Origin of the sequence: Rubrimonas cliftonensis (assembly GCF_900107585.1) — a bacterium.
In the GTDB taxonomy this organism is placed as follows: Bacteria; Pseudomonadota; Alphaproteobacteria; order Rhodobacterales; family Rhodobacteraceae; genus Rubrimonas; species Rubrimonas cliftonensis.
Genome location: NZ_FNQM01000003.1, coordinates 170,374 through 187,271, shown reverse-complemented (window position 1 = coordinate 187,271; position 16,898 = coordinate 170,374). Strand labels below are relative to the sequence as shown.

Below are 16,898 nucleotides of genomic sequence, written 5' to 3'. Positions count from 1 at the left end.
CTCACATCAGCGCGCGGGCGTTGTTGGACAGGATGATCTGGAGGGCGTAGATCGCCACCAGCACCACCAGCGGCGCGAGGTCCATCGGGCGGGTGTCGGGCAGGATGCGCCGGATCGGGGCGTAGACGGGGTCGGTCAGCCGCGCCAGCCCGGCGTAGAGGCCGCGCACGAAGTCGTTGCTCATGTTGATGATGTTGAACGCGATCAGCCAGCTCAGCACCGCCTGCACGATGATGATCCAGAAGGCGATGTCGAGGATCAGGAACAGGATCGCGAGGAGGGAGCCCATGGGCGGCGGCCTTTCGTTACCGGTCGCGCCCCGTTGATGGCCGGGCGCCGTCGCCACGGAAGTCATATCCAACGCCGCCCCCCGGTTCAACGACGCTGCGCTGCAAAAAACCGGCCGATCGCGGCGCCTGCGGAGAGCGGCTATTGACACTCCCCGGTGCGCGGCGTATCCGCCCGCCACACGCCGCCGCAGCGCAAGCAGCGGGCCGCGCGGGGCCGTAGCTCAGTTGGGAGAGCGCTGCAATCGCACTGCAGAGGTCAGGGGTTCGACTCCCCTCGGCTCCACCATTTTCCGCCATCGCCGTCTCGACGGCGCCTCTCGTGGCGGCAGTTCCGGACGGACGCACCCGCAGGGCGCAACCGGCTGCAGCGCCGCCAGAGCGGTCAGGACGGGAAGCGCCATGCCCCTCAGCGACGACGCCGAACCCGATCTGAACGCCGCCCCGCCGCGACTGCGCGTTCTCGGCTGCATAGACGGCTCGCTCTATTCGCCCAGCGTCGCGCAGCAGGCCGCATGGGCCGCGGCGCGGCTCGGCCTTCCCGTGGAGCTGCTCCAGGTTCTCGGCCGCCGCTCGCTGCCGACTTCCGCCGCCGATGACGACGCCGACCCCGCGCGCGCCAAGCTCAGCGCCGATCTCGCAGCGTTGGAGAGCGAGCGCACGCGGCTGCTGCGAGACCGCGGGCGGCTCGACCTGGAGGAGGCGCAGGTCCACGCCGAGGCCGGCGGCGCGCCCGACGCGACGCTCACGCTCTGCGAGGGCGACCTGCTGGAGTCGCTGGCGCGGCGCGAAACCGAGACGGCGATGGTCGTCATCGGTAAGCGCGGCGTCGCCGCCGACTACGCGCGCGGCCATCTCGGCTCGAACCTCGAACGGGTGGCGCGGGCGAGCACGCGGCCGCTGCTGGTGGCCTCGCGCAGCTTCCGCACGCCGCGCCGCATGGCGATCGCCTTCGACGCCGGGCCGAGCGCGCAGAAGGCGCTGGAGAGCGCGGCGCAGTCGTCGCTCTTCGCGGGGCTCGTCTGCGACGTGCTCGCGGTCGGTCCCGAGACGCTGGAGTCGCGCCGGCGGCTGGAGGCCGCCGCGAGCCGACTGCGCGCCGCCGGCCGGGTGGCGACGCCGATGCTGCTGCAGGGGCAGGCCGACGTCGCCATCGCCGAGTTCGTCGCGTCCGAGGGCGTCGACCTGCTGCTGATGGGCGCCTACAGCCATTCGCGCCTGCGCACCCTGATGCTCGGCAGCACCACGGCGGAGCTGATCCGCTCCTGCCATGTGCCGCTCGTGCTCTATCGCTGAGGAAAGCCCCGCCGTGTCAGACTTCTTCTCCCGCCCATTCGCGCGAGACGTGAAGATCGCGCCGTCCATTCTCGCCGGAGACTTCGCCGCGCTCGGCGCCGACTGCGCGGCGGTCGAGGCCGCCGGCGCCGACTGGGTCCACGTCGACGTGATGGACGGCCACTTCGTCCCCGCCATCACCTTCGGCCCCCAGATGGTGAAGGCGCTGCGCCCCCATGTGGCGACGGTGATGGACGTGCACCTGATGATCGCGCCGGTCGACGCGCATATCGCCGCCTTCGCCGAGGCTGGCGCCGACGTGCTGACCGCCCATGTCGAGGCGGGGCCGCACATCCACCGCACGCTTCAGGCGATCCGCGCCCTCGGCCTGCGCGCGGGCGTCGCGCTCAACCCCGGCACGCCCGCAGAGGCGGTCGGGGGGCTGCTCGACATGGTCGATCTGGTGTGCGTGATGACCGTGAACCCCGGCTTCGGCGGCCAGAAGTTCATCGCCTCGCAGACCGCCAAGATCGCGCGCCTTCGGTCGCTGATCGGCGACCGGCCGATCCATCTCGAAGTGGACGGCGGGGTGGACGTGGAGACCGCGCCGCTGGCGGCCGGCGCCGGCGCCGACGTTCTGGTGGCGGGCTCCGCGGCCTTTCGCGGCGGGCGGGCGCGGCTTGCGGAGAACATCGCCGCCATCCGCGCCGCAGGGGAGGGCGCGCGATGAAGGCCATCGTCTTCGACCTCGACGGCACGCTGATCGACAGCGCCGGAGACATCCAGGGCGCGGCCAACGCGATGCTGGGCGGGCTGGGCCTGCCGACAATCTCGCGCGCCGAGACCGTCGCGCTGGTGGGCCGCGGCGCCGACAGTTTCGTGCGCGGCGCGCTGGAGAAGGCCGGCGCCGCGGCCGAGCTCTACCCTCGGGCGCGGGCGGAGTTCGGCGCGGCCTACCTTGCTCAGGGCGCGTCGAACGCGACGCTGTTTCCCGGCGCCCTCGACGCGCTGGCTGCGCTCAAGGCGGCGGGCGCGCGGCTGGGGCTTTGCACCAACAAGCCGCAGGATGTCACCCACGAGGTGCTCGCCGGGATGGGCCTGGCGCCGTTCTTCGAGGCGGTGGTCGGGGCCTATGCCGGGCATCCGCTCAAGCCCGACCCAGCGCCGCTGCGCGCCTGCTTCGCCGCGCTCGGCGCCGGGACGGGGCTGTTTGTCGGCGACAGCGAGACCGACGCGGCGACCGCCGCCGCCATGGGAGCGCCTTTCGGCCTCTATACCGAGGGCTATCGCCATGGCGCGATCGAGGCGATGGGAGCGGCCTTCGTCTTTGACGATTTTGCGAAATTGCCGGCGCTGGCTCTCGCTGGCTGACGGCGCGCGCTATGATCGCCTGCAACCGTGTGTTGGGGGGGCGGCATGGCGGACGGGCAGATGAAGGCGCAGGGGCTCGCGCGGCCGGCGTTCGGCGACCTTGTCGCCACCTTCGCGAAGATCGGCGTGCTGTCATTCGGCGGCGCCGCCGGGCAGATCGCCATGATGCACCGCATCGTCGTCGAGGAGAAACGCTGGCTCGACGAGCCGCGCTATCTGCACGCGCTCAACTACTGCATGCTGCTGCCGGGGCCCGAGGCGCAGCAGCTCGCCACCTATGTCGGCTGGCTGACGCACGGGGTGCGCGGCGGGCTGGCGGCGGGGCTGCTGTTCATCCTGCCGGGCGCGGCGCTGATGCTGGCGCTCTCGATGCTCTACGTTCTCGGCGCGGGGCTGACGCTGGTGGAGGGCGTGTTCTTCGGCGTCAAGGCGGCGGTGCTGGCCATCGTCGCCCAGGCGCTCATCAAGATCGCCAGGCGCGGCCTCAAGGGGCCGGGGCTCGCCGCGCTGGCCTTCGCGGCCTTCGCGGCGATGATGTTCCTCGACCTGCCGTTTCCGCTGGTGGTGATCGGCGCCGGCGTCGTCGGCGCGCTGCTGGCGGCGCCCGCGGACCGCGCCGCGGAGCCCGCGCCGCCGCAGGCGGCGGGAGCGGCGGGGGCCGCGGCGCGCGCCGCCGCGTGGTGCCTTGCGGTCTGGTGGGCGCCGGTGGCGCTGGCGGCGCTGGCGCTCGGGCCGGGCCATGTTCTGGTGGAGATCGGGCTCTTCTTCTCCCAGCTCGCGGTGCTGAGCTTCGGCGGGGCCTACGCCGTGCTGGCGTGGCTTGCGCAGGCCGGCGTCGAGCGCGGCTGGGCCGACGCGGCGGAGATGATCGACGGGCTGGGGCTGGCGGAGACGACGCCCGGCCCCACGATCCTCGTCACCCAGTTCGTCGCGTTCCTCGGCGGGCTCAAGGCCGGCGGGCTGGGCCTGGCCGCCGCGGCGGCGCTGATGGCGCTTTGGACCACCTTCGCGCCCTCGTTCCTGTGGATCTTCGCCGGCGCGCCCTTCGTGGAGGATCTGCGCGCCTCCCGCCGCCTCGCCGGCGCGCTGACCGGCGTGACCGCGGCGGTGGTTGGCGTGATCGGCTTCGTGGCGCTGTGGTTCGCGCTCAACGTGCTGTTCGGGGCGGTCGATTTCGTCGGCTTCGGGCCGTTGCGGCTGCCGACGGTCGACCTCGCCGGGCTGGACCTCGCGGCGGCGGCGTTGGCGGCGCTGGCCGGCGCGCTGATCTTCCGCTTCGGCTGGGGCGTGATGGCGACCGTGGGGCTGCTCGCGGCGCTCGGCGTCGCCGCGCAGGCGCTCGGACTGACCTGACGTCCCGCCGCGTCGGCCCGATCCGCCGCCGGGGGCGCGGCTCAGGAATGCTCCTCGCGGTGCGTCTCCTCAAGGATGCGGTTGACCGCCTTCAGCGCGTCGACATGGTAGAGCGCACCGATCAGCTCCGGCTCGCCCTCCGGCGGCGCGTCGACCACGGGGATGAACGGCCCCTTCAGCCGGTCGAACATCGGCAGCGCCAGCGCCAGCGTGTCGTCGCGCGTCAGCCACGCCCCCTGGTCGATCAGCGCCTGCGCCGCGGTGTCGGACGCGCAGTCCTCAGCGCCGCGCAGCCGCATCAGCCGGCGCACGGGGATCGTCTTGGGCAGCCAGCTCTGCGGCCCCGAGGCCAGCGCCACGCCGGCCCGCGCGAGCTGCGTCAGGAAGAAGCTCTTGCGCACGAAGGCGTGGGCGACGACCGTCGCCAGCGACACCGACACCATCACCGCGATGGCCGCCTGATAGTCGCCGGTCAGCTCGAACACGATCAGCGTCGTCGAGATCGGCGCGCCCAGCACCGCCGACGCCACCGCGCCCATGCCGGCGACGGCATAGAGCCCCTGGCTGCCGGAGGGAACCGGGGCGATCTCGGTGGCGACGATGCCGAAGGCCGCGCCCACCAGCGCGCCCATCATCAGCGAGGGCGAGAACACCCCGCCCCCCATCCGCCCCGCGAAGGTCAGCCCCACCGCGACCGTCTTGGCGGCGGCGAAGACCACGCAGGTCCAGAAGTCCAGGCCCATGGTCAGCGCGCGCGAGGTCGTCTCGTAGCCGACGCCGATGATGTGCGGGAAGCCGACCGCCATCACCCCCAGCAGCGCGCCGGCCAGCGCCGGGCGCTGCAGCGGCCCCAGGCCGAACCGGCGCGTCACCCGGTCGCCGACGCCCTCGGCGATGAAGATCGCGTTGATCATCAGCACCGCGACGGCGCCGCAGGTCACGCCGAGCAGCGCAAAGGCCGGGATCTCGGCGTAGAAGGCCGGGGTGGGCGGCGGCAGCACGAACTCGGTCACATCGCCCATGTGGATGCGACTGATCACCGCGCCCGCGACCGAGGCCAGCACGATCGGCCCGAAGGCGTGCACCGCGTAGTGGCGCAGCACCACCTCCAGCGCGAACAGCGTGCCGGCGAGGGGCGCGTTGAAGCTGGCGGAGACCGCCGCCGCCACCGCGCAGCCGAGGATGTCGCGCGCGTGCAGGCCGTGGAAGTCGAAGCGGTCCTCGATCCAGCCCGCGATCACCGCCGCCAGATGCACCGCCGGCCCCTCGCGCCCTGTCGAGCCCCCGGTCGAGAGCGTCACCAGCGCCGCCGCGGCGGAGGCGCAGCCCTCCCGCCGGTTCACGCGCCCGTCGCGCAGCGCCGCGGCCTCGATCACGTCGGAGACGCCGAGCGCCTTGCCGTTCGCGGTGAAGCGGCTGAGGATCCAGCCCACCGCCACGCCTCCGGCGACGGGGATGGCGATGACGAGCAGCGGGTTGAGTTCGGCGGCGGCGCTGTGGATCGTCTCGTCGTCGGCGCCGTAGAGCTGGGTCTGGATCAGCGCGATGGCGAGGCGGAAGCCGATGGCCGCGTAGCCGGCCAGCACGCCGACGAGCAGCGCGACGAGCCACAGCACGAGCGCCGCCCGCGCATCGCCCTTCGGCGCGCGCTCCGCCGCGCGGACGGCCGCGCGGGGAGAGGCGTGGCGCGACGCCGGGGGCGACGCCGGGGCGGAACTCGTCTCGGGCTGGTCGGACATGCTCGCGCCAGCATAGAAGTCCGGCGACGGACGTGGGAAGGGGCAGGACGATGGATGACGCGACGGAGAGCGCCCAGGCCCATGATCGGGCCGCCGATCGGGCGGCCGCCGGGGCCCGCACCGGCGGCCAGCTCGTCGTGGAGTGCCTCAGGGCGCAGGGCGTGGAGCGCGTGTTCTGCGTGCCGGGCGAGAGCTACCTCGCCGTGCTCGACGCGCTGCGCGACGCAGGCATCGATGTCGTCGTCGCGCGCCACGAGGGCGGCGCCGCGATGATGGCGGAAGCCGAGGGCAAGATGACCGGCCGGCCCGGCGTCGCGCTCGTCACCCGCGGCCCCGGCGCGACCAACGCCGCCAGCGGCGTGCATGTCGCGAAGCAGGACAGCACGCCCATGGTGCTGCTCGTCGGTCAGATCGGCCGGGCGATGCGGGGGCGCGAGGCGTTCCAGGAGGTCGACTACCGCCAGACCTTCGGCGACCTCGCCAAGTGGACCGCCCAGATCGAGAGCGCCGCGCTGATCCCCGAGACCATGGGCCGCGCCTGGAGCATGGCGATGGCGGGGCGTCCCGGCCCCGTCGTGCTAGCGCTGCCGGAAGACATGCTGCGCGAGAGCGCCGCGGCGGCGGCCGGCCCGCGCGTGAGCGCCGCCGAGCCCGCCCCCGGCGCCGCCGACGTCCTGCGCCTCGGCGCGATGCTGGCCGCCGCCGAGCGCCCGCTGCTCGTGCTCGGCGGCTCACGGTGGGACGCAGCCGCCGTCGCCGCGGCGCAAGCCTTCGCCGAGGCGTGGGCGCTGCCGGTCGCCTGCTCCTTCCGGCGCCAGCAACTCTTCGACCACGCGCATCCTCTCTACGCCGGCGACGTCGGCCTCGGGATCAACCCCGCCCTGCGCGCGCGCGTCGCGTCGGCGGACCTTCTGATCCTGCTCGGCGCGCGATTCTCGGAGAACCCCAGCCAGGGCTTCACGCTGCTCGACATCCCGAAGCCCAGGCGGACGCTCGTCCACATCCATCCCGGCCCCGAGGAGCTGGGGCGCATCTACGCCCCCGATCTGGCGATCTGCGCCGCGCCGGGCGGCTTTCTCGCCGCCGCGCCGCGCCCGCCCGCGCCGCGAGACCCCGCCGCCGCCGCCGAGGCGCACGCCGCCTATCTCGCCTGGAGCGCGCCCGCGGCGGCGCCGGCGGGGAGATCGGGCGTCGACCTCGGCGCCGTCGTCGCGCTTCTCTGCGACGCGCTGCCGGCGGACGCGATTCTGACCAACGGCGCCGGCAACTACGCCGCGTGGCTGCACCGCTTCTATCGGCATCGCGGCTGGGGAACGCAGCTAGCGCCGACCTCCGGCTCGATGGGCTACGGCCTGCCGGCGGCGGTGTCGGCGAAGCTGCGCCACCCCGAGCGCGAGGTCGTCTGCCTCGCTGGCGACGGCTGCTTCCAGATGACCATGCAGGAGATGGGGACGGCCGCGCAGCACGGGGCCGGCGTCGTCGTGCTGGTCTGCGACAACGCGATGTACGGCACGATCAGGATGCATCAGGCCCGCAGCTATCCGGGCCGGCCCGTCGCCACCGCGCTCGACAACCCCGATTTCGCCGCGCTCGCCCGCAGCTACGGCGCGTTCGGCGAGACGGTGCGCGAGACCGCGGACTTCGCCGAAGCCTTCGCCCGCGCGCGCCGCGCCGCCGCGACCGGCCGCCCGGCGCTGCTGCACCTGCTGACCGACCCCGACGCGATCTCGCCGACGGCGCGGCTCTCCACGATGGAGCCCTGAGCCCTGCCGCCGACCTGACGCGCCGGGCGCGAGCCCGCCGCCGACCCCTGCACGGACCCTTCGCGCTTGACAACCGCGGGGCGAACGAACGGGATCGCTCCACAACCATAACAAGTGGAGGAGACCCCGGATGACCCTCGCGACCCGTCTAGCCGCGGCGGCGCTGCTCGCCGCCTCGGCCGCGCCTGCGGCCGCCGCGCCCGTCGGCGCCGTCTACGCCTTCGGCGACAGCCTCAACGACTGCTGCTTCATCGGCCCGTTCACCAACGGCCCCGAGACGTGGCTCCCCGCCTTCGCCGCCGCCGTGGGGGCCGACTACCCGACGCCGGAGACCGCCGCGCGCGACTACGCGGTGGGCGGCGCCCAGTCCGGCCCGATCAACGTGATCCCCGACACCGACGCCGGCTTCGGCTTCGACACCGGCTTCACCTCCCAGCTGGACCGGTTCGAGGCCGACGCGCCGGCGGTGGGCGCCGACGACCTCGCCGTGATCTGGGTCGGCACGAACGACATCTGGGCCTCGGCGCTGCCGTCGCCGTCGCTGCTGGGGCTGACGCTGAACCAGCCGCTCGGCCCGCGGCCCGAGGTGGACGCGCTGGCCGACCATGTGGCGGGGCGGATCGGCGACGGCGTGGCCCGGCTGCGCGACACCGGCTTCGGCAAGGCGCTGATCCTCACGCCCTTCGACGTCGGTCAGTCCGCGCTCACCGACGGGGCGGAGAGCTCGGCGCTCCAGACCGCCTATTCGCTGGCGGTGCGCGACCGGCTGTCGGGGCTGTTCACGGACGGGATCGACACCTGGACGCTCGACATGGTGGAGGTGATCGCCAGCCTGCAGGCCGGCGCGCCGAGCAACGGCTTCGCCTTTCTGAACGGTTTCGAGAGCTGCGCGCCCTTCGGCTCCGACCCAGGAATCTGCGAGGCGCGCACGCCGGCGGAGCAGGACAGCTACATCTTCTACGACGCCGTGCACCTCACCACCGCCGTCAACGCCGTCGTCGCCGAGCGGGCGGCGGCGCTGGTGACGCTGAGCGCGCCGATCGCGCCGGTGCCGGCGCCGGCCGGCGGCGCGCTGCTGCTCGCGGGCCTCGCGGCGCTCGCCGCCGTCCGGGGCCGCACCGCGGCCCCCTGAGACCGCCCCGGCCTGCGCCGCAGCCCCCTGAGCCACGGCGAGGGCGCGCCGACTCAGGCCGCTCGGTTCAGGCCGCTCGGTTCAGGCCGCTCGGTTCAGGCCGCTCGGTTCAGGCCTCTCGGTTCAGGCCTCTCGGTTCAGGCGGCGCGCACCATCGCGTCGTAGGCCGAGACCATGTCCTTCGCCATCTGCCCCACCTCGAAGCGGTATGGGCCGATCTCGGCGACCGGCGTCACCTCCGCGGCGGTGCCGGTCAGCCAGCACTGCTCGAAGCCCTCCAGTTCGGCGGGCTCGATGTGGCGCTCGACCACCTCGATCTGGCGCTCGCGCATCATGGCGATCACCGACTGGCGGGTGATGCCGTTGAGGAAACAGTCGGGCAGCGGCGTGTGCACCTTGCCCTCCTTCACGAAGAAGATGTTGGCGCCGGTCGCCTCGGCGACATAGCCGCGCCAGTCCATCATCAGCGCGTCCGAATAACCCTTGGCCTCGGCGGCGTGCTTGGAGAGCGTGCAGATCATGTAGAGGCCCGAGGCCTTGGCGCGGCACGGGATCGTCTCGGGCGACGGCCGCTTCCACTCCGCGATGTCGAGCCGCGCGCCCTTCATCTTCGCATCGCCGTAATAGGCGCCCCAGCTCCACGCCGCGATGGCGAGATGGATGGTGCTGCCCTGCGCAGAGACGCCCATCATCTCCGACCCGCGCCACGCCAGCGGGCGGATATAGGCGTCCGAGAGGTCGTTGCGCTTCATCACCTCAAGCTTCACCGCCTCGATCGCATCGATGTCGTAGGGCAGCTTGAACCCCAGGAGACGGGCCGATTCCGCCAGCCGCTCGGAGTGCCTGCGGCTCTCGAAGATCTTCCCGCCATAAGCCCGCTCGCCCTCGAACACCGACGAGCCGTAATGCATGGCGTGGGTGAGGATGTGGACCTTGGCCTCGCGCCAGGGGATATACTCGCCGTCCATCCAGATCCAGCCGTCGCGATCATCGTATGCGGGCCCGCTCATCGGTCTTTCTTCCTTTCACGGCGGCCTTGCGCCGCCCCCCTCGGCCAACGCGCAGGCCGAGCCCACGCGTTTTCCGTTTGTTGCCATTGTTGCGCCGTCGGCGACACGAAACGTCTCGGCAGCTTGCGCAGGGCGTAACATCGCGCTAGAGATGCGTCAACGCCGCTGACATAAATCGTGAAGGCGAGGATGAGACGGCCATGGGCGACGCGGTTTTTCCGACACGGCGGCCGCCGGCGCGGCAGGACGCCCGGCTGGGCGGCCCGCAGCGCGAGGGCTTGCGCGGCGAGCATCTCCTCTACCTCACCGACGAACAGCTGCGGCAGGGCATCGAGCTGATGTTCTTCGCCTACCGCGACTTCACCGCCGACCCGGACCGCATCCTTGAGGAGTTCGGCTACGGCCGCGCGCATCACCGCGCCCTGCACTTCGTCGCCCGCCGCCCCGGCCTGACCGTGCAGGGCCTGCTCGATATCCTGCGCGTCACCAAGCAGTCGCTCAACCGCGTTCTGCGCCAGCTCATCGAGGACCGGATGATCGAGAGCCGCGTCGGCGCGCAGGACCGGCGCCAGCGACTGCTGTCGCTCAGCGCCAAGGGCGCCGCGCTGGAGGCCCGTCTGTCGGAGGCGCAGCGCGCGCGGATGCGGCGCGCCTTCAGCGAGGCCGGGCCGCAGGCCGTGGCGGGTTTCCGGCAGGTGCTGGAGCGGATGATCGACGCCGAGGCGCGCGAGGCCGCGCTCGGGACGCCGCCCGACGCCGGGCGGGACCGGGACATGGGGCGTGACGCCGGGCCGGGCGCCGCGTCGCGGCCCGGACGGGAGGGCGGGCGATGACCGGGGCAGAGGCGCCGGGCGCGCCGCCGGCCCGCGCGCGGCTTCTCGACGACGGCCCCGCCGCGCCGCCGGCGCCGCCGGCGCACATCCTCGTGGTCGACGACGACGCGCGCATCCGCGCCCTTCTGGCGAAGTTCCTGGCGCGCAACGGCCACCTCGTCACCGCCGCCCGCGACGCCGCCCACGCCCGCCGTCTGCTGGCCGGGCTCGCCTTCGACCTGATGATCGTGGACGTGATGATGCCGGGCGAGGATGGGGTCGCCTTCACCCGCGCCATCCGCCCGAAGCTCGACACCCCCATCCTGATGCTGACAGCGCGCGGAGAGACCGAGGCCCGCATCGAGGGGCTGGAGTCGGGCGCCGACGACTACCTCGCCAAGCCTTTCGAGCCGCGCGAACTGCTGCTGCGCGTCGCGGCGATCCTGCGCCGTGTCGCGCCGGCCCCCGCGCCGCATGAGCCGCCGCGGACCCTCGCGCTCGGCGCCCTCCGCTACGACGTGACCCGCGGCCAGCTGTGGCGCGGCGCGGAGGCCGTGCGCCTCACCGCATCCGAGGCGGGGCTGATGACGGCGCTCGCGCAGACGCCGGGAGAGCCTGTCAGCCGCGCCGCCCTCTCCAGCGCGCTCGGCGGCGACGCCGAGGCGGGCGAGCGCGCCGTCGACGTGCAGATCACCCGTCTGCGCCGCAAGCTCGAAGCCGACCCCCGCGCGCCGCGCTACCTTCAGACGGTGCGCGGCGAGGGCTACATGCTGGTGTCCGACTAGGCCCTTTGTCCGCTGGACGTCGAGGGGCGGCGGGGTCGGACGGGAGGGGCGGACGGCGCATCGCGCCAGGCGCCGTTCGCCCCGCGCCGAGGCCGAGAGCGGTCGGAGATGCGAACGACGCGACGACCGGCCGGGCGCGGCGCCAAGCGGCCGAGAACGTCGCCGAGCGGCCCGTGGCGATCGCCGTCGACCGCGGCGACGCTCGGGCGGGGCCGCTCCGACGCATGCGCCCGGCCGCGAAGATCGACAGTCGGGCCGGAAGGATGCGGGGGACTGAAAAATGCGAACGGCCTCTCGGCGCGTTTCGTTCGGAGGCGCGCAGAAACCATGAGCGGTCAGGAGTTCATGTTCGCCCAGCGCATGGGTGCGGCCCGATGCGCGATCCGGCGCCGAACACGCGTCTCCCGGCCTGCGCGCCGTCCGTGGCGACCCCGGTGAACGCCGCGAGCCCGGCGGCTTGCCTCGGATGCCTGAGCCGAGCATTCTCCGGCGAGTGGTGAATGTTCCGGTGCACTGGGCGCAACGGCGGCCGCGCTCCAGGGTCTTGTCAACAAAGGCGCTTTCCCGAAGGCCGCCGTTCCGGCGAACGCGGTTGGGGCGATCGGGCGCATGCGGCCTGCATATGACGGGGCGACGAACGCGATGAAAGAGGTGTCGCTGGCCGGCGCGCGGGCGCCGGAACCGAAGGCGGCCGGCGGCAGCCTCTCGTCGCAGGCCTACCGGGCCGTCTCGGAACTGATCCGGCGGCGGGGCCTCCGCGGCGGCGAGGTCATCGTGGAGGCCCGGCTGGCGGAGGCGCTGAACCTCTCCCGCACGCCCCTGCGCGAGGCGCTTCAGCGTCTGGAAGGCGAGGGCCTGCTGGTCAAGGTCGCAAACCGCTCGTTCATGGTCCGCCACGTCGACCTGACCGAGTATCTCCAGAGCCTCAAGCTGCGCGAGCTTCTCGAGCCGGAGGCCGCGGCCGCTGCAGTCAACCGGGCGCCCGAGGCCGCCATCGCGGCGGTGAGCGCGGAGATCGAGGCTCTGGCCGCGCTGCCGAATGCGCACACCGACGCGCACTGGGTCTCCGACGACAATCTCCACAACCTGTTTCTCGACCATTGCGGCAACCAGGTGATGGCGCGCACCGTGAAGGCGCTGAAGGTCTCCACGCGCCTGTTCGAGATCGCCGGCCTGTCCGACCGGGTCGAGCCGGACCGGCGCGAGCACCGCGCCATTCTCGACGCGCTGGCCGCAGGCGACGCCAAGGCGGCGCGGCGGGCGACGGCGGCGCATATCCGCAGCCTTGCGCGGCACGCGACCTCGCATCTCGGCTGAGTCAGGCCAGCGTCAGCAGCCGCCGCGGCGTCGCGGTGAGGAGGTCGTCGATCTCGGCCCCGGAGAAGCCGCGCGCGCGCATCATCGGCACGACGTCGCGCAGCAGATGCGCATAGCCGTGACCGCCCCACCGGCAGAGCCGCGTGCGGGTGCAGATGTCGTGCGACAGGGCGATGCGCCCCGCGTGGCCGCCGTCGAGCAGGGCGCGCACGGCGCGCAGCCTGCCGCCGTCGTTCGGCAGGTCCACTTCCGGCGCAAACGGATAGTGGGCGCATTCGATGCCGAAGAAGTCGAAGGAGAGCACGCAGCCCGTGTCGGCCAGCCGCAGCATCGCCGCGTGGTCGAAAAAGGTGCGGTCGATGTGGCTGATGACGACGCGCGCGGGGTCGGCGCCGGCGGCGACCAGAGTGCGCACGCACTCGAACGGCGAGGCGGGGTCGCGGCCGGGATGAACCGTGATCGCCGCGCCGGTCTCCGCCGCCGCCAGCGCCGCCGCCTCCAGCGAGCGGCGCTCGGCGCGGGAGCAGGGGTCCGACACGCCGATCTCCCCGATCATCCCGGCGCGGACCTCCGCGCCCCAGGCCCCCTCGCGGACGGCCGCGACCATATCGGCGGCCAGCGCCTCCACGCCCTTCAGCGTGAGCGCCTCTCCGGCGTAGGCCTCGGTGTAGTAGCCGCAGCCCATGACGATCGGCAGGCCCGTGCGCAGGGCGACGGCGCGCAGGCCCTCCGGGTCGGGCCGGATGCCGCCGCAGGTCAGCTCCACCAGCCCGCCGCCGCCCGCCTCGACGAGCCGCGCAAGCTCCGCCACGGCGAGATCGACGTCGTTCAGGCGGTGGTTGCCGGGGTGGTCCACGCCCCATGAGCGGCGGATGGCGTCGGTCTCCTCGAAGCGGATCTCCCGGTCCGGCAGGCGGGCGATGGGCGGGGGCGTCACGTCGCACAGCACATGCTCGTGCATCAGCGTGGCGCCGAGCGCCTCCGGCGCGATGTCGCCGGCGACGGTGCGGACGACGCTCACGCCGCGCCGAGCCGAAACAGGCGCCGCGGGACGTCGCTGGTCATGCGGCGCAGATCCTCCCGCGCCACGCCCGCCTCGCCAAGCAGCAGCAGGAACTCGCGCAGCCCCTCCGCCGGCGGCGGCAGCAGGAACACGCCGCAGTCGCTGTTGAGCATGGCGTTCTCCGGCCCGGCCGCGGCGATCAGCGCCGCCATGCGCCCGGCGTCCACCAGGGCCGGGCGGTTGCGGGCGGCGTCCACATGGGTCAGCCCCACCTGCGTCGCGTGGCTCACGAAGAAGAACGAGAACTCCGCCACGGCGCCGAGCGCGGCCAGCGCGCGCACCGTCTCCGCGTCGTAATGCGCGCTGGGGGCGAGGATGCGCCGCACACCGGCGGCCTGCGCCGCCTCCGCCGCCCGCACCGCCTCCGGTCCGCTCACATGGCCGGTGTTGAAGACGACGTCCGCCGCCGCGATCAGGTCGAGGATGCGGGGCAGGGGGTCGGGCAGCGGGCCGGCCTCGGGTATCGCCAGGCAACTCTCCACGAAGAGCGGCGAGCGGCCCTCCTGCAGCGCCACGTTGCGGGTGTGGTGCGTCGGCAGCGAGACGAAGCGCGCGCCGTCGCCGTCGCCGTATCCGTAACGCAGCGCGATCTCGACGGCCTCCGCCGAGACGCCGCCCGCCGGCGGCTCCATGATCAGCCCGCCGAAGACCTCGACGCCGAGATGGCCGAGATGGCGGTTCGCGAGCGCGGCGAGGCCCGCGCTGTTGGCGAAATTGTCCATCAAGCCGATGGCCGACATGCCGGCGGCGGCGGCCTCGGAGACGGCCTCGAACACGTCGAGCGAGCGGCCGTTGATGTGCGGGCAGGCGTGGATGTGGCTGTCGACCGCGCCGGCCAGAAGCTCGGCGCCGGGGCGGCGGCGGATCACGTCGGGCCCGGTCATCAGTGGCGCAGGATCTTGGAGACGAAGTCGCGCGTCCGACGCTCCTGCGGCGCGTCGAATATCCGCGCCGGCGGACCATCCTCCACCACTCTGCCGTCGGCCATGAACACCACCTTCGAGGACAGTTCGCGCACGAAGCCCATCTCGTGACTGACGATCAGCATGGTCATTCCCTCCGCCGCGAGATCGCGGATCGTGTCGAGCACCTCCGAGACCAGCTCGGGGTCGAGCGAGGCCGTCACCTCGTCCAGCAGCAGCACCTCCGGCCTGAGCGCGAGCGCGCGGGCGATCGCCACGCGCTGCTGCTGCCCACCGGAAAGCTCGTCCGGGTAGGCCTTCAGCTTCCCGCCGAGCCCGACCCGCGCGAGCAGCGCGGCGCCCTCCGCCTCCACCTCCCGCCGCGGCCGGCCGCCGACCTTGATGGGCGCGATCGAGACGTTGTCGAGCGCGGTCATGTTCTGGAACAGGTTGAACTGCTGGAACACCACCGCAAAGCGGGCGCGCATGGCGCGCAGGCGGCGCCTGTCGGCGAAGTCGACGGGCTCGCCGCCCACCCGCACCTGGCCTGCCTGCGGCTTCAGCAGGCCCGTCAGCACCCGCAGGATCGTGCTCTTGCCGGAGCCGGACGGGCCGATCAGGCTGACGATCTGGCCGCGGTCCACGCCGAAGCTCACCCCGTCGAGCACGCGGGTCCGGCCATAGGCGGCGGTGACGTCAGCGAGTTCGACGTGTCGCAAGGCGCGCCTCCACATGCCGGCCGAGACGGGTCAGCGGGTAGGACATCAGGAAATAGAGCGCCAGCACTGCGCCAAAGGTCAGCACCGCCGAGAAACCCTTGTTGTTGAGCACCTTGCCGGCATAGGTCAGCTCCACCACGCCGATCTGGCTGGCGAGCGCGGTGTCCTTGATGAACAGGATGAAGAAGCTGAAGGCGGGCGGCAGGATCACCTTCCACGCCTGTGGCAGCACGACATGGCGCAGCGTCGTGGCCAGGCCGAAATTCATCGCGGCGGCGGCGTCCCACTGGTTCTGGTGCACGCTCTCGAAACCGGCCCGCACGATCTCGGCGATATAGGCGCCGGCGATCACGACGACGGCCGCAAGCGCGACATGGAATGTGTCGAGCCCGAGCTTGAGCGCCTCGAACAGGTAGAACACCAGAAACAGCGTCACGAGGAACGGCACGCGCCGGAACGTCTCGGTCACCGCGAGGCAGAGCGCCCTGAGCGGCCAGAGCGCCGCGCCCTCGGTGCGCCGCAGCGCCGCCATCAGGAAGCCCAGCGCGAAGCCGCCGACGCAGCCGGCCGCCGTCAGCGCCAGCGTCGTCAGCGCCGCCTCCAGCAGGAACTTGAGGTTCCAGTAGGTGAAGAAGCGTGGCGCCTCGGCGATCAGGCTGTCCAGCATCAGAGCAGCCTCATGCGCGCGCGAAACAGCCAGCGCCCCGCCAGCGCCAGCACGACGTTGGCGACGAGCGTGACGAGGATGTAGAGCCCCGCCGTCATCGTGAAGACCTCGATGGAGCGGAAGGTCTCGGAATTCACGTTGAGGGCGCGCCCGGTAAGCTCCTCGACGCCGAAGATCGCGGCCATCGAGGTGCCGAGCGTCATCAGGATGTAGTGGTTGGAGAGCGGCGGAAACAGCGTGCGCGCGATGTGCGGCAGAACGACGTAGCGGACCTGCTGGAGGCGCGTGAAGCCCAGCACCTCGGCCGCCTCCATCTCCGCGGCGCGCACCGAGGAGAAGCCGGCGCGCTGGATCTCCGTAAGGTAGGCGCCCGCGTTCAGCGTCATGCCCAGCAGCACCGCCTGCTGGCTCGACAGCAGGACGCCCGCTTCGGGCAGGGCGAAGAACAGGAAGTAGATCTGCACGAGTTGCGGCGTATTGGTGAAGAAGGTCACATAGGCCCGCGTCACGCCGCGCAGGAGGGGCCCGCCGAAGCTGAGCGCGAAGGCCCCGAGCAGTCCGAGCACCGCGCCGCCGACGAAGGCGAGGAAGGCGATCTGCAGGCTCAGCCACGCCCCGCCGATGAGATAGGGCAGGTAGGGAAACACCTGCTCGTAGTTGATCGCGTAGCCCATGGCGCTTCCGGAGGTGCGGGGCGGCGGCG

Annotated in this window: 17 protein-coding genes and 1 tRNA gene; 10 read left to right on the top strand and 8 right to left on the bottom strand. The window is 72.8% G+C overall.

The features are described 5' to 3' along the window. Nucleotide 1 precedes the first annotated feature (1 nt). Nucleotides 2–289 (bottom strand): YggT family protein, encoded by a 288-nt coding sequence (locus BLW43_RS06355; RefSeq protein WP_093250524.1) that lies wholly within the window; start codon nucleotides 287–289, stop codon nucleotides 2–4. A 211-nt stretch (nucleotides 290–500) separates the two neighbouring features. Here BLW43_RS06355 and BLW43_RS06350 point away from each other — a divergent pair. From BLW43_RS06350 to chrA, 5 genes are all read left to right on the top strand, one after another. Next, nucleotides 501–576 (top strand) — tRNA-Ala (locus tag BLW43_RS06350). A gap of 113 nt (nucleotides 577–689) precedes the next feature. After that, complete coding sequence (locus BLW43_RS06345; RefSeq protein ID WP_093250521.1) at nucleotides 690–1,583, top strand: universal stress protein; 894 nt, start codon at nucleotides 690–692, stop codon at nucleotides 1,581–1,583. Nucleotides 1,584–1,596: 13 nt separating this feature from the next. Continuing rightward, on the top strand, nucleotides 1,597–2,292 hold the full coding sequence (rpe, locus tag BLW43_RS06340; RefSeq protein ID WP_245730946.1) for a ribulose-phosphate 3-epimerase: 696 nt from the start codon (nucleotides 1,597–1,599) through the stop codon (nucleotides 2,290–2,292). Continuing rightward, the gene (locus BLW43_RS06335) at nucleotides 2,289–2,933 is read left to right on the top strand and encodes an HAD-IA family hydrolase (RefSeq protein ID WP_093250513.1); all 645 of its coding nucleotides are present in this window, start codon (nucleotides 2,289–2,291) and stop codon (nucleotides 2,931–2,933) included. The genes rpe and BLW43_RS06335 overlap by 4 nt, the downstream gene beginning before the upstream one ends. Nucleotides 2,934–2,978: 45 nt before the next feature. Further along, on the top strand, nucleotides 2,979–4,286 hold the full coding sequence (chrA, locus tag BLW43_RS06330; RefSeq protein ID WP_245730945.1) for a chromate efflux transporter: 1,308 nt from the start codon (nucleotides 2,979–2,981) through the stop codon (nucleotides 4,284–4,286). A 41-nt stretch (nucleotides 4,287–4,327) separates the two neighbouring features. Here chrA and BLW43_RS06325 read toward each other — a convergent pair whose 3' ends face one another. Continuing rightward, entirely contained in the window at nucleotides 4,328–6,025 is a 1,698-nt protein-coding gene (locus tag BLW43_RS06325) for a chloride channel protein (RefSeq protein ID WP_093250508.1), read from the bottom strand. A 50-nt stretch (nucleotides 6,026–6,075) separates the two neighbouring features. Here BLW43_RS06325 and BLW43_RS06320 point away from each other — a divergent pair, with 50 nt between their 5' ends. Both BLW43_RS06320 and BLW43_RS06315 read left to right on the top strand, forming a co-directional pair. After that, complete coding sequence (locus tag BLW43_RS06320; protein ID WP_093250505.1) at nucleotides 6,076–7,788, top strand: thiamine pyrophosphate-binding protein; 1,713 nt, start codon at nucleotides 6,076–6,078, stop codon at nucleotides 7,786–7,788. 130 nt (nucleotides 7,789–7,918) lie between these two features. Continuing rightward, nucleotides 7,919–8,920, top strand: a complete 1,002-nt coding sequence (locus tag BLW43_RS06315; RefSeq protein WP_093250502.1) for an SGNH/GDSL hydrolase family protein — start codon at nucleotides 7,919–7,921, stop codon at nucleotides 8,918–8,920. A gap of 137 nt (nucleotides 8,921–9,057) precedes the next feature. On the opposite strand, the gene BLW43_RS06310 is transcribed toward BLW43_RS06315, so the two are convergent. Then, nucleotides 9,058–9,930: a branched-chain amino acid aminotransferase gene (locus BLW43_RS06310; protein ID WP_093250499.1), complete on the bottom strand. Its 873-nt coding sequence runs from the start codon at nucleotides 9,928–9,930 to the stop codon at nucleotides 9,058–9,060. A 200-nt stretch (nucleotides 9,931–10,130) separates the two neighbouring features. Here BLW43_RS06310 and BLW43_RS06305 point away from each other — a divergent pair, with 200 nt between their 5' ends. The 3 genes from BLW43_RS06305 to BLW43_RS06295 all read left to right on the top strand — a co-directional run bounded on the left by BLW43_RS06305 (nucleotide 10,131) and on the right by BLW43_RS06295 (nucleotide 12,844). Then, nucleotides 10,131–10,763: a MarR family winged helix-turn-helix transcriptional regulator gene (locus tag BLW43_RS06305; protein ID WP_093250496.1), complete on the top strand. Its 633-nt coding sequence runs from the start codon at nucleotides 10,131–10,133 to the stop codon at nucleotides 10,761–10,763. Beyond that, nucleotides 10,760–11,527, top strand: coding sequence for a response regulator (locus BLW43_RS06300; RefSeq protein WP_093250492.1), 768 nt, complete (start codon nucleotides 10,760–10,762; stop codon nucleotides 11,525–11,527). Before BLW43_RS06305 ends, BLW43_RS06300 begins: the two co-directional genes overlap by 4 nt. Before the next feature lie 642 nt (nucleotides 11,528–12,169). Next, nucleotides 12,170–12,844, top strand: coding sequence for a GntR family transcriptional regulator (locus BLW43_RS06295; protein WP_093251566.1), 675 nt, complete (start codon nucleotides 12,170–12,172; stop codon nucleotides 12,842–12,844). A gap of 1 nt (nucleotide 12,845) precedes the next feature. Here the strand turns inward: BLW43_RS06295 and BLW43_RS06290 are convergent, their stop codons facing one another. From BLW43_RS06290 to BLW43_RS06270, 5 genes are read right to left on the bottom strand one after another with little or no spacing between them, the layout of a single operon-like run. After that, nucleotides 12,846–13,865, bottom strand: coding sequence for a phosphotriesterase family protein (locus BLW43_RS06290; protein ID WP_217632109.1), 1,020 nt, complete (start codon nucleotides 13,863–13,865; stop codon nucleotides 12,846–12,848). After that, nucleotides 13,862–14,791, bottom strand: coding sequence for a DUF6282 family protein (locus BLW43_RS06285; RefSeq protein ID WP_093250488.1), 930 nt, complete (start codon nucleotides 14,789–14,791; stop codon nucleotides 13,862–13,864). The genes BLW43_RS06290 and BLW43_RS06285 overlap by 4 nt, the downstream gene beginning before the upstream one ends. Next, nucleotides 14,791–15,528: an amino acid ABC transporter ATP-binding protein gene (locus BLW43_RS06280; protein WP_093250484.1), complete on the bottom strand. Its 738-nt coding sequence runs from the start codon at nucleotides 15,526–15,528 to the stop codon at nucleotides 14,791–14,793. Before BLW43_RS06280 ends, BLW43_RS06285 begins: the two co-directional genes overlap by 1 nt. After that, a complete protein-coding gene (locus BLW43_RS06275; RefSeq protein WP_093250472.1) occupies nucleotides 15,506–16,195 on the bottom strand; it encodes an amino acid ABC transporter permease in 690 nt (229 codons plus the stop codon). The genes BLW43_RS06280 and BLW43_RS06275 overlap by 23 nt, the downstream gene beginning before the upstream one ends. After that, nucleotides 16,195–16,869, bottom strand: coding sequence for an amino acid ABC transporter permease (locus tag BLW43_RS06270; RefSeq protein WP_093250470.1), 675 nt, complete (start codon nucleotides 16,867–16,869; stop codon nucleotides 16,195–16,197). Before BLW43_RS06270 ends, BLW43_RS06275 begins: the two co-directional genes overlap by 1 nt. Between the last annotated feature and the right edge of the window lie 29 nt (nucleotides 16,870–16,898).